The organism is Tepidibacter aestuarii, assembly GCF_934924865.1.
Lineage (GTDB): Bacteria > Bacillota > Clostridia > Peptostreptococcales > Peptostreptococcaceae > Tepidibacter_A > Tepidibacter_A aestuarii.
Genome location: NZ_OW235315.1, coordinates 2,715,000 through 2,727,791 on the forward strand (window position 1 = coordinate 2,715,000; position 12,792 = coordinate 2,727,791).

At 35.1% G+C, this 12,792-nt stretch carries 11 protein-coding genes, 1 pseudogene and 1 riboswitch; of the genes and pseudogenes, 2 read left to right on the forward strand and 10 right to left on the reverse strand.

The annotated features are described in order from the left end of the window. Positions 1-5: 5 nt before the first annotated feature. The 8 genes and pseudogenes from M2214_RS13365 to M2214_RS18370 all read right to left on the reverse strand — a co-directional run. A complete protein-coding gene (locus tag M2214_RS13365) occupies positions 6-1,757 on the reverse strand; it encodes a sulfate adenylyltransferase subunit 1 (RefSeq protein WP_248479543.1) in 1,752 nt (583 codons plus the stop codon). 9 nt (positions 1,758-1,766) lie between these two features. Continuing rightward, positions 1,767-2,648, reverse strand: a complete 882-nt coding sequence (gene cysD, locus M2214_RS13370; RefSeq protein ID WP_248479545.1) for a sulfate adenylyltransferase subunit CysD — start codon at positions 2,646-2,648, stop codon at positions 1,767-1,769. Beyond that, positions 2,645-3,433: a 3'(2'),5'-bisphosphate nucleotidase CysQ gene (gene cysQ, locus M2214_RS13375; protein ID WP_248479548.1), complete on the reverse strand. Its 789-nt coding sequence runs from the start codon at positions 3,431-3,433 to the stop codon at positions 2,645-2,647. The genes cysD and cysQ overlap by 4 nt, the downstream gene beginning before the upstream one ends. A 22-nt stretch (positions 3,434-3,455) precedes the next feature. After that, the gene (locus tag M2214_RS13380) at positions 3,456-3,770 is read right to left on the reverse strand and encodes a 4Fe-4S dicluster domain-containing protein (RefSeq protein WP_248479556.1); all 315 of its coding nucleotides are present in this window, start codon (positions 3,768-3,770) and stop codon (positions 3,456-3,458) included. Then, on the reverse strand, positions 3,754-5,445 hold the full coding sequence (locus tag M2214_RS13385; RefSeq protein ID WP_248479565.1) for an adenylyl-sulfate reductase subunit alpha: 1,692 nt from the start codon (positions 5,443-5,445) through the stop codon (positions 3,754-3,756). The genes M2214_RS13380 and M2214_RS13385 overlap by 17 nt, the downstream gene beginning before the upstream one ends. A 29-nt stretch (positions 5,446-5,474) precedes the next feature. Further along, positions 5,475-6,071 (reverse strand): adenylyl-sulfate kinase, encoded by a 597-nt coding sequence (gene cysC / locus M2214_RS13390; protein WP_256466683.1) that lies wholly within the window; start codon positions 6,069-6,071, stop codon positions 5,475-5,477. A gap of 73 nt (positions 6,072-6,144) precedes the next feature. Continuing rightward, positions 6,145-7,791 (reverse strand): nitrite/sulfite reductase, encoded by a 1,647-nt coding sequence (locus M2214_RS13395; protein WP_248479567.1) that lies wholly within the window; start codon positions 7,789-7,791, stop codon positions 6,145-6,147. A 66-nt stretch (positions 7,792-7,857) separates the two neighbouring features. Continuing rightward, a riboswitch (SAM riboswitch) is annotated at positions 7,858-7,975 on the reverse strand. A 57-nt stretch (positions 7,976-8,032) separates the two neighbouring features. Next, positions 8,033-8,407 (reverse strand): annotated as a pseudogene (locus tag M2214_RS18370) (pyridoxal-phosphate dependent enzyme); the annotation flags it as partial. 503 nt (positions 8,408-8,910) lie between these two features. Here M2214_RS18370 and M2214_RS13405 point away from each other — a divergent pair. Together M2214_RS13405 and M2214_RS13410 are read left to right on the forward strand one after the other, a co-directional pair. Beyond that, a complete protein-coding gene (locus M2214_RS13405; RefSeq protein WP_326521600.1) occupies positions 8,911-9,354 on the forward strand; it encodes a lipoyl synthase in 444 nt (147 codons plus the stop codon). After that, the gene (locus M2214_RS13410) at positions 9,332-10,045 is read left to right on the forward strand and encodes an ABC transporter permease (protein WP_248479569.1); all 714 of its coding nucleotides are present in this window, start codon (positions 9,332-9,334) and stop codon (positions 10,043-10,045) included. The genes M2214_RS13405 and M2214_RS13410 overlap by 23 nt, the downstream gene beginning before the upstream one ends. Before the next feature lie 182 nt (positions 10,046-10,227). On the opposite strand, the gene M2214_RS13415 is transcribed toward M2214_RS13410, so the two are convergent. Both M2214_RS13415 and M2214_RS13420 read right to left on the reverse strand, forming a co-directional pair. Further along, complete coding sequence (locus M2214_RS13415) at positions 10,228-11,610, reverse strand: peptide MFS transporter (RefSeq protein ID WP_248479571.1); 1,383 nt, start codon at positions 11,608-11,610, stop codon at positions 10,228-10,230. A gap of 481 nt (positions 11,611-12,091) precedes the next feature. Beyond that, complete coding sequence (locus M2214_RS13420) at positions 12,092-12,784, reverse strand: response regulator transcription factor (RefSeq protein ID WP_248479573.1); 693 nt, start codon at positions 12,782-12,784, stop codon at positions 12,092-12,094. Between the last annotated feature and the right edge of the window lie 8 nt (positions 12,785-12,792).

A 12,792-nucleotide genomic window follows, 5' to 3' on the forward strand; every position in this document is an offset into this window, starting at 1 on the left:
TTCACCTACCCAATATTAAAAATTCTACCTTTTTTCTTTAACAGTCTAGCAATTTCCCTAACAACAACCTCTTCCGACTGCATATCAATAGCTAGTGATAAATCTGCTATCCCTTCAGTATTGCCATCAAAATCTATAATAAGTGTATCATTATCAACTTGCTCCAAAATTTCTCTGGAATCATACCCTATTTCCTCTGCATCGGCTATTACAATCTGCCCTGAATCTAATAGAAACTTGCTCCAATCAACAACTTCAGCCAAGGACAATCGGTGCTCTGCCTTCAAGTAATATGTCTGTCTTCCATTTAAAAACAGATTTGCTTCTACAGCATCACACAGTTTGGATACTCGATCCCATTGTTCACTAACCAAAAGAACCAAGGTAGGTTTCTGGTTGAATTTCTCAGCTCTGGTCTCTCTTGAAATCTTTCGCTCATAATTAGATAGCTTGATGATCCCAGCATTATCTTGTCCAGCTGCAGGTGCGGCTTCCAACTGGTCAATAATAATTCCACCACCGGAGATCTCGTACTCATCAACGATTACTACCCGGCTTGTATTGGCCAATTCTGAAGCTAAATCAAAAGCAACAGTCTTCTGAGTCTTGATAATTACCTCTGCAACATCATGACGATCTACAACAGCCTTCTCATCAATATTCAAATCTGAGGCATCCATCACTTTAATAATTTTTTCAATCTGCCCTTGAACTTTTGCAGTGCCTATTTTAAATGTATATGTCTTGTCCGTAGTGAGTGAATGCCTTCCTAACCAGAAAATATTGGCTTTTATTCTTTCTGAATATTTCGGTGCAACTTCAACAGAACGGATAACAATCTCACCGCGCTTTATATAAATCTGTTCCTCTAAAGTAAATCCTGTGGCTTGTCCAGATTTTGCGCTATCTTTCTTCTCAACGTTGAAACCTTCTATTGACTTTACACGACTCTTTTTCCCTGAAGGATAGAATGTTACTGCGTCCCCTACTTTCAAAGTCCCTGAATCTATTGATCCCGCAACAATTCTACGGTCATCACCATCTTTAGTGAACTTGTAAACACCTTGAACAGGCATTCGGAAAGGCAAGTCATCCTCTGCATCTTCAGTTCTAAAGCTGTCTAAAAGTTCTAAGACAGAATCTCCTTTATACCATTCTGTATTTTCAGACTTGACTTCAATATTGTCACCAAAGAAGCCGCTTACCGGTACAAAACACTGAGGCTCTACATCGATTTTCTTAAGAAATGTCCTATAATTGCTCACAATACCTTCAAAAACATCCTGTTTATAATCCACTAAATCCATTTTATTTACTAAAACAGCTACCTTCTTAATACCTAGCATTGACAGCAAATAGCCATGTCTTTTGGAATTTTCCTTTATTCCTTCGTTAGCATCGATAACAAGTAATGCAACTTCTGCTCTCGATGCACCGGTTATCATGTTCTTTAAGAACTCAATATGCCCTGGGGCATCTATGATAATATAATCCCTCTTGTCTGTTTTAAAGAAACATCTCGCTGCATCGATAGTAATGCCCTGCTCCTGCTCATCCTTTAATGCATCCAATAAAAAGGCATATTCAAAAGGCTTTGAATTCCTTTTACATCGCTCTTTGACCATCTCCAACTTTCCTTCTGGAAGAGAACCTGTATCTGCCAGCAAACGACCAATAATGGTGCTTTTCCCATGGTCTACGTGACCGACAATAACAATGTTCATCCTTTCCCTTTGCTTATCTATTTCTCTAATCATATTCCCCTCCTACATATATCCGTCACGTCTCAAATCTTCTAGACCACCGCCATCTTCCTTATCCTGTGCCCTGCCAAAACGTTCTGCAATATTGGCAAACTTTCCTGTTTTCAATTCTTCAATTATCTCCTGAACATTCCTCGCATCGGACTCAACAGCGCCAGTACATGGATAACATCCCAGTGACCTATACCTCTTCCCTTCACCTTGATTAAAATAAAGTGATACCACAGGAATTTTCTCTCTCTCGATATATTCCCATATGTTCAACTCAGTCCAATCCAACAGCGGATGGATTCTCAGGTGAGTTCCAGGGGCAAACTCTGTCTTGTATTGATTCCAAAACTCAGGAGGCTGATCCCCTACATCCCAATCGTTATTCACATTTCTTGGGGAAAAATATCTCTCCTTCGAGCGGCTTCCCTCTTCATCCGCTCTAACCCCTACAATTACACCTGTATAGGGCTCTTTATTCTTATCAACGTCATATAGTCCAGTGTCATGATTTATTCTATATCTAGTCCACTCTCCGCTCAGAGTATGCTTAAGAGCATCAGACTTAAGATTTTTACAGCATTGAAGCCTTGTGACATTACCATCGGGGAATGTTCTTTTTTCCTCTAGGTCCTTAGTATTTTCACCATAGATCATATCCAAACTCCATTCCAAAGCAAGCCTATTACGATACTCAATCATCTCTGGAATTTTAAAATGGGTATCTATGTGAATCAACGGGATCGGCACATGTCCGAAAAATGCTTTTCGTGCAAGCCAAAGGAGCACAGTACTATCTTTTCCTATGGACCACAGCATCCCAAGATTCTTAAATTCACTATACGCTTCCCGAAGTATGTGAATACTTCTGCTTTCCAATTTATCTAAATGATTCATATTAAGCCTCCTAACAATCCACTACTCGTGTGATTTAGAATATAGAATCCCTTTTCGTTAAGGGTATTCACTCTGTTGTACCGCATCTCGGAATGATCCATCTGCTTGAAAATACCTCCAGCCTCTTCAACAATAATCTGTTGAGCAGCCGTATCCCATTCGCTGGTCAATCCAAATCTGTAATATATCTCGGCTCTACCTTTCGCAATCATGCATCCTTTTAAAGAACTTCCCACTGCTAAAATAGACTCAACCTGCTCTTTTTTTGCATCCATAAGTTCATTAAACGCATGAGATCTGTGAGATTGACTGCCCAATGCTCTCAAACCTTCTGTACGCTCAGAAACATGAATTTGTTCTATATGAGAATCCTTTTCATAAAAAGCACCTCGATCCTTTACTGCGTAATAAAGCTCATTCAATACAGGAGCGTAGATAACGCCTAATATTGAGATTCCATTATAGGATAACGCTATATTCACGGTAAATTCACCGTTCTTCTTAATAAACTCCTTTGTGCCATCCAATGGATCGACAATCCAGCAATAGTCCTTCTTCAATCGCAATCCATCATCTTTTGATTCTTCAGATAAAATTCCATACCCAGGAAACTCTTCTTCTAGTCTTGGAATAATCACATCGTTGGCAGCTTTATCCGCCAAGGTAAGAGGTGATTGATCTTCTTTGTAACCTACATCAAAATCAGTTTTATAGATTTCAAGAATCACTTTTCCAGCTTCAATAGCCAAAGTTTTGGCCAATTCCAACTCTCTTTTAAATTGCACCTCTTCCCCTCCTTAATCCAGGTTAATACTTATTTGCATCTTTCCTATTCACCACTATTACATGTTTTTTATCATTAGGACTGGTTATTGTCCATTCAACTTCAGTTTCATTAACTCTAGCAGTCAAATATGATCCTCGCCCACCAATATCTTCACCTAAATAAAATTCTATTGCCTTTTGGCCGCATTCCTTAAGACAAGCTGTGCAACCCCAGCATTGGTCTTTATACTTGATTTCAGCTTTCCTCTTATCATTCATTTGAATCAAATTACCCGGACACACTTTTTCGCACTTTGAACAACTAATACATTTATTTCGATTAATTCTGATGCTCATAAGCATCATCCTTTCCTACAAGATTCCTAAGTATAATTTCAACATTGCCATTAACATATCTTGAGTTAACATATTTAAGCCAGTTCTCATCATCCTTATAACTAAAGTCTAGATTTTCTTGATACCCTCTCCATCGGGTTTCCTTACGGGCTTCCATATGCTTTAGCAATACATTTGCAACAAATAAACGATCTATGATTTCATATATAAACATCAGTTCATGAAGGTTAGAGGCTTTCATAACTACTGCCTCCTTCATCAATTCCATAAGCCGCTCTTCCGCTATATGTAAGTTTCCTAATGTGTATTCATAGCCTGTAGAGATACCCCCTGCAAATTCGTCCATGACACTCTGCATTTCCTTCTCTAATGACTGAATCTTTATATAGGAATCTCGATCATACTCCAATCTACCTTTTACTGATTCAAATAACTCTAAAGCAATTTCATCAGCTGTTTTATCTAGCTCGATTACGTCGATTTCTCTCAAAATTGATTCTGCTGCTATCTCAGCTTCTGCAAAACACCCAGTCACATATTTCTTTGGACTGCCTCCGGCAACATCGCCGATAGCATATAGGTTCCTTAACGTTGCCTTCCTGGTCTTATCAACCCAATACCCGCTACCGGTATGACCTCCAACAATATATGGCTCGGTTCCTGCTATCTTGACATTATACTTTGAAGGAGACTCATTCAAATCAAACCATTTAAGGGTCTGAGATGGTGCCATATTCAGATAGGCTTTAAACAGTTCCTTTTCCTGCACTTCTGTTATGCTTTTCGTATTCAAGGCGCAAGGTCCATTGCCCTTGCGATTTTCCTTCACTGTGCTCAATAAGCGTATAGGAGTTGTCCCCTTGCCGTAGCGAGGTACATATTCATTCCCATTTCTATCAACTTGCCCTACATTGACGCCTTGTGCTATGGTCCCAGTTGGTGCAATTGTGTCTTTACATCTCAATGCTATGAACCGCATTTCAAAAGTAGTCATCTCTGCACCAGCTCTAATACCCATTGCGTACCCTGCCCCTGTATTAAAAGGGCTGTACCACATCTTATGCTTTGAAAATCCTGGATTATTGGGCTTATATATCCCCGATGCACCTCCAGTTGCACAGACAGTCATTTTACTATTTATGAAATATACCGAAGCATCTTTTAGTGATAATCCATAAGCACCTATAACCTTGTTATCTTTCATCAAATAATCAATAATAACCAGATTATTTAAAACCTTGATGTTATCAAATTGATTTAAAGCCCCCGCCAAAATGGGTTTAATATTCTCCCCATTAATTTTGATGCTACGCTTCCCCCGCATAACATAATCGCCGTTGTCATCTTTTAAAATCGGCAGTCCCAAGGCTTCAATCTTCTTAGTAACATCATTTAATCGTTGCGCTATGGAATAAACAAGGTCTTCTCGTATTACTTTTTCCGAATCCTCCCTAACATAGTCCAAAAAACTTTCAGGTGTCTCACCTTTGCCTATATAAGCATTTAGAGCATTTACTCCTGCTGCAAGGCAACCGCTTCTAACAATATTGCTCTTGTCAGCCACAATGATTTGCAGACTACTGTTTTCGGCCAGCTTTATCCCATTGAAGCACCCGGCAGCACCGCCACCTATTATCAGTACATCTGTTTGTAATGTTTTTATCTGCAAATTCATAAGCATTTCCTTTCTCTTTTTCTATTTTCTTAAAAGACTTTCCCGTCAATATACTTGATAATCCTATCAACACACTCTTCTACAGTCATTTCATCTGACTTAACTACTATTTCGGGATTAACCGGAACTTCATATTCTGAATCAATTCCCGTAAACTGCTTAATTTCACCGTTTCTGGCTTTCGAATATAAGCCTTTGGGATCTCGTTGCTCGCAAGTCTCCAAACTGCAATCCACATATATCTCTATAAACCTATTTCCTAATAATTTTCTTATTTGATCTCTACCCTCTATATATGGGGAGATGAATGAACCTATGATTATCAAACCGGAATCCACAAAGAGGTTGGCAACTTCACCAATCCGTCTGATATTCTCTTTCCTGTCTTCTTCCGAAAAACTCAAATCCTTATTCAATCCATGCCTGACATTGTCACCATCAAGGAGATATGTGGCTTTCCCGAGATCATATAGTCTTTGCTCTACTGCAGAACCTATAGTGGACTTACCCGATCCAGAAAGACCAGTAAACCATAACAACAGACCTGTCTGTTTTAAGGATTTTTCACGATCATCTCTGGTTATATTCATAGAATGCCAAACAATATTTTTTTCAGCTTTATTCACCTTCCCCTTACCTCCTATCATCACATTATTCAAATTTATAAATCTTCATCTATTTCCACTTACTAGTTAGCTTCTATTTTGATAAATAAGGTTTTTGATTTTCAAAGTCAAAATACTTTATATCTTTTGGAATGTCATCTACCGTTTTAAGCTCATTAATCAGGGTTATTATTAAGGTTTCATTGACATCAATAAACCTATCAAAGTCCTTAATTTCACATTTTTCAAATCTCTCAAGCAACCTATCAACAAATCGAGGTACCTTTCGAGCTGGTAAAACACCTTTGTTTTCTCCCAGCTTTGAAATTTCGCTTCCTACTCGCCCACCTATATGAACTGTATATGCAGGAATCGAACCACTCTCAGTTTTAATTGCCGCACCAGAAAAACCTAGAGTACCAATATGATGCCATCCACAGGAATTTCTACAACCAGATACATGGATTTTAGGTAATTGGCTCTTAAACTCAATACTGTAACCTTCAAGGACTTTATTGATTTCCTTCAGCAATCCCTGAGAATTACACAGTCCGATTCTACAATTTTTTGCTCCAGTACAGGTCGTGGAGTTTTCAATATCTGTTTCCTTGGTAAAAGCAGAAATAGACTTTATGAAACTCTCTACATCTTTCTCCTTTACATTTCGAATATAAATTCCTTGAGAATTTGACAATCTAAATTCCACGTCATAGTCCAACAAATCAGTTATATCGAGAATTTTATCTAAATCTCCTACATTCAAATCACCATTTTCAGGGTGCAAATATAAGGAGTAATAACCTTTGTTTCTCTGATTAATTACTCTGAAATCCCTCAGTCCTTCGAAACTTTTATTTGTACCTTCACCTAATTTATTATCTAACTCTACATCCGATTTAAATTCTATATAGAGATCTTTCTCTGACTTCACTTTCTCTACATACACCCTGTACTTTTCTGTAAAGGCCTCATTACCTAAACGGTATTTAATAAACCTGATCCTTGCTTTATTCCTGTTTGTTCTGTCCCCTTCGTCTTCAAACAACCTTTTCATGGCTTCAATATGATACAGTATCTCTTCTTCTGGAATAAATGCTTCTAACTTCAGGGCTATATCTGGAACACCGCCCAGACCGCCACCGCCATACAATTCAAAACCTCTTCTTCCGTCTTGAATTTTAGCTATGAAACCTAGATCGGATATTGTTGCAAAAGCAGTATCCTTTGGTGAGTTTGAGATTGCAATCTTATATTTTCTTGGAAGTTTCGTCATTCCCTCCATTTGCAAGATAAATTCAGTTGCCTTTTTCGCATGTTCGTTAACATCAAACACTTCTCCTACCTCTACTCCTGATAAAGGTGAACAGTTAATATTTCTTATGGCATTCCCCCCAGCGCCTTTGCCAATGAGACCAAGAGGTGTCAGTACTTCAAATATCTCAATTGTATCCTCGATACTCAATCCGTGGAACTGAATATCCTGACGGGTTGTCAGATGGATTTCCCCACCAGAGAACCTCTTTGCTATTTCAACAACCGCTTCTAGTTTTTCCTTAGTGATGATGCCCGAAAATATCCTTGGCCTTACCATGAATGTCCCTTCGCGTTTCTGAGCATATACCCCCATAGGCGATGCATAATGCTTAAACTCTTCAAAAGGTATTTCCCCGCCTATGTAGGCTTTCGCTTTTTCGATGTAATCATATTGAGCATTTATTATGCCTTTCGGTATTCTAACCATTGTTGCCTCCTTATTTTCTATTTATAAAAAAGCACTCCTTATTTTTACCTAAAGAAGTACATGAGTGACTCATCTTTCAGCAAAATTATTAACTGCAGGAATTAGCACGTGACTGGCAGTTCTCCAACTGACAGTTGTTGCTGGACTTCATAGGGCCTATTCCCTCCGTCTCTCTTGATAAGTAATTATTTTCAATTTTTAATGTGCAAATGTTAATCTGACATGCATATGAATTCTCGTATTTTTCAGCCAGTTCAAAAGCTTTGTCAATTGTACCTTTCACCCCCTTTGCGCCAGGAGTCAATACTAGTTCCACCCCTAAAGCAGAAAGTAGATTTCTTCTTTCTACACTCATAGTATCAGTCATTGTAAGGATAAGTTTATACCCCTTGGATGCAGCAACAAAAGCAAGTCCCACACCAGTGTTGCCACTTGTCGGCTCAATTAGCACTGTTCCTTCCTTAATCAAGCCTTTCTCTTCACCATCAATAATCATTGCATAGCCGACTCTATCCTTTACACTTCCAAGTGGGTTGAAGTGTTCCAATTTTGCAATAATTTTACCACCTATATTATTACTATTATTTTTAATTATTACTATATGGATACTCAGGATTAAATAATACGTTGTATACTTACAAACTGTTTACACTCACCTTAATTTTGAATTTTATCATTTTGATATTAATTTATTTTTAATTATATTCTCTTATTATGGCTTTTTCAAGTATTTTTTATCATTTTGATATTTTTTTATATATATAATTTATTATACGTAGTCTCTAAACATACTTCTTTAACAATTATAGGTGACTATACCTATGTCAAAGACCAGATAGTCTATGAATCATCCAATAAAAACGATATCAACCCTATTCCTATAAAAAGAGGTACTAGTAAAAAATCATATCGATATTTTTATCATATTGATATATCATATTGATATATTGCATTTATATAATCATCATAAATTCCATATATTTACTAGAAATTATTTAAGAAGGAATTAATATGAAAACTATAATTAGGGAAATAAATGTTATTAAAGAAAAGGACCCAGCAGCTAAAGGTACAGGAGGATGGGTAGGCAATGATAAAATAGTTGCTATCTGATTAGCTGTGAAAAGAGGAGTAACTATGCATGGCTTTGCCTTTAATTTTAATACAAATGCACATCATTTCAAGCTTGTAGTGCTCTGTAGAATACAAGCCATATATGAAAGATCTCTAAAAGTATTAGAGAATGTGAAAAAGATAGACCCTAGTATATATACAAAATCAGGTATTATGGTAGGCTTAGGAGAAAGAGAAGATGAGGTGTTAGACTTGCTTAGAGACTTAATGCAAGTAGGATGTGATTATTTGACAATAGGTCAATATCTAGCACCAAGCAAAGAACATTATCCTGTTGTTGAATATGTTCATGCACATATATTTAAGAAGTATAAAGACGAAGCCCTTAGTAAGAAGTTCATACAATGCAGCAGAGATGCTATCCCATACTTAAATAGACTATTGATTATACTCACTAATATCAACGATGAAAAAGACAAACTTCTCTAGCGAATATGAAGCTTATTTAAAATCAGTTAAATCAAACAAAAGAAAAATTATACTCTATCAAATATTAGTACTTGTGCTATTTGTACTCATTTGGGAAGTAGCTGCTAATCTAAACTTTATAGATGTATTCTTAACTAGTAAGCCATCTGATATATTCAAGCTATTTATAAAATATTCTTCAAATGGAGAAATATTTAAACACGTAGGAATATCTGTTTATGAAACTATTTTAGGGTTTATTCTTGGAACTGTAGGTGGGATAATAATAGCTATAATGCTTTGGCGGAATGAAAACTTGGCTAAAATACTAGACCCATTCTTAGTTGTGTTAAATGCTCTCCCAAAGACGGCTCTTGCTCCTATACTTATAATATGGGCTGGAGCTGGAATTACTGGAATAGTAGTTATTGTTACCATATCAATAGTAGTTACAATACTTTCAGCCTATAACTACTTCATAACCGTTGAAGAAGAAAAAATTAAAATGCTAAAAAGCTTTGGTGCAACTAAATATCAAATACTCACAAAGCTTATTCTTCCTTCTAATATAGGTAATATTATAAATATAGTTAAGATCAATATTGGTATGTCATGGGTTGGAGTTATAGTTGGAGAGTTCTTGGTATCAAGATATGGAATAGGTTATTTGATCGTTTACAGTGGTCGAGTATTTAAGCTAGATAAAACTTAAGCCTATATCTAAATACTATTTTTTAGTATTTAGATATAGGCTAAGAATATTGATACTACATGTAAACGCATTCTGTGTTCCTTTCACTTTTTATAATATATCATTTTTATATGACACATTATAAAACTCAATGGCAAAAAAATACCTTATAGTAAAAAACTACAAGGTATTAATATATTAAATTATTCGTTATCTAAAACCATAATCTTTTGGAAAATTGGACTAAGTAGGCAAAGAATAATTCCTGAACCTATAGTTATTACTGTTACCAATCCAAACACTTGAAGTCCTCCCCACGATTCAACAAAGGCTGCAGACATACCCGCAATATAATTACCAACACCAGTTGCAAATAACCATACCCCCATCATAATAGCGGCAATTTGCTTTGGAGCAAGCTTACTAACCATAGATAATCCAACAGGAGATAAGAACATTTCTCCAACTGTATGCATAGTATATGCACCAAATAACCATAATATATTTGCTTTTACTGCTATATCAGTTGAATTTCCTCTCTCAAGAGCTGCCCCAGCCATAAGTCCAAATCCAATACCAAGAATAATTAATCCATAGCCCATTTTTGTTGCTGTAGGAATATCTCCTTTTTCACGCTTAGACAGCTTAATAAACCACATAGCAAATATAGGACCTAAAACTATACATAAAAATGGATTTATAGATTGGAACCAGCTTGTTGGAACCTCAAATCCACCTACATTTCTATTAATATAATCATGTGTATACATAGTTAAACTGGAACCTGCTTGCTCAAATGCAGCCCAGAAAATGATAACAAAGAAAGAAAGTGCACAAATTGCAAAAACTCTTTTCTTTTCATCCTTTGTTAAAGGTTGTTTTTCTGACTTATTTAAATCTTTATTTTTAGCTTGTTTTTTAGATGCATCATATTTTCCAACATCACCAAGATATTTTTTACCAAATAATATATATATTACAGTTCCAATTAACATACCTATAGATGCAGTAAGGAATCCATACTTATATCCATAACTAATCACTTCTGTTCCATTTGTTTTTGCAAATATTTTTTCTGCAACTGTACCACATATAAAAGGAGCTAAAAGAGCACCTATATTTATAAATGTATAGAAAATAGAATATGCTCCATCTTTTCTAGGGTCATTATTATCATAAAAATCCCCTACAATAGAAGTTATATTAGGCTTCCAAAGACCATTACCAATTACAATACACATTAAAGATCCATACAACATAGTTTTTGTATTAGTCATAAACAGCATGAAGGTTCCAATAGCTATAAATATAGAACCAATAAAGAAAGTGCTTCTCTTTCCCAAAAACGTATCTGATATATATCCACCTAATAGTGGAGCAAAATATGCACTCATAGTAAATGTAGAATAAATAGTCGCCGCTGTAACAGTATCAAGTCCTAGTCCCCCTTGAATTGCAGTTGTTGTTAAAAACAACATCAACAGACCTCTCATACCATAGTAGTTAAATCTTTCAAATATTTGAAGCGTTGATACCAGCCAAAAACCCGCTGGATGACCTTTTTTCTCAATAACTGCTTCACTCATTGTTAAATCCCCCCTTATTTTATAATTAGGATTAGATTAAACCTTAAGATTTCGTATTTTCATTAAATGATTGCATTATGATATGTAAAATATTAAGGAAAATTTTCATCCTATATTTGAAATTATTTTACCATATAAATAATATTATACGCAATCCAATTTTTTAATTATTTTAAATTTTCTAAATTTTCAAGGAACACCTTCGATATCTATTCATAAATCGCTATTATATGTATATAAATTTCATTATACGTAATGCATTGATGGTATAAAGCTAGATAAAAAACGCTTATTAAATAATAACTACTATTCTTAATTTAGTAGAAATATTTTAATAAGCGTTATTTTTTTCTATCTATCTATTCTTAGTATACACTACTTTTTAATATATATCTTTTCTATTCCACTCATATAAGTTCTTAAAACATCTAGCATAATATCAGTTGTATCTATTATTATTAAACAAAATCGAATAATAAATTTATAATTGTTTAAACATATTTGGGGTAACACCTGTATTCTTTTTAAATATCTTATAAAAATAGTTTAGATTATTATAACCTACTTTATGCGCTACCTCTTTAATTGACAATTCTCCCTCTTTTAATAACTCACGAGCCTTTTTAATCTTTAAATTATTTATATATGTAACAAATGTTACTCCACAGTGTTTTTTAAACACTCTTGCAATATAACTTGAACTTGTATGATATTTATCCGCGCATTTTTTTAATTCAATATTTTCTTGATAATTATTATGTATGTGTTCTAGTACTTGGTTTAAAATTTGGTTGTCTGAAGTTTTATATTCTAATATTTTTTCTACAGATTCAACAAATTGCTCAGATTCAATAGGCTTAAGTAGTATATCTTTTGCTCCTAGCCTTAAAGATAGTTGAGCATATTCAAAATAACGATATGCAGTAATAACAATAAAATCAATAGATTGTTTTTGTAAATCTTTTATTTTTTTTATAACTTCAAGTCCGTTTAAAATGGGCATTCTAATATCTATAAAGGCAATATCAGGTTTTAACTTATTTATCATATCTAATGCTTCATCTCCTGCAAACGCCTCTCCAATAACTTCTATGGGTAAATCATTTTTTTTGATTAGATATTTTATAAGTTCAACAGATAACTCTTCATCATCAGCAATAATGGCTGTTCTCATTCTAACTC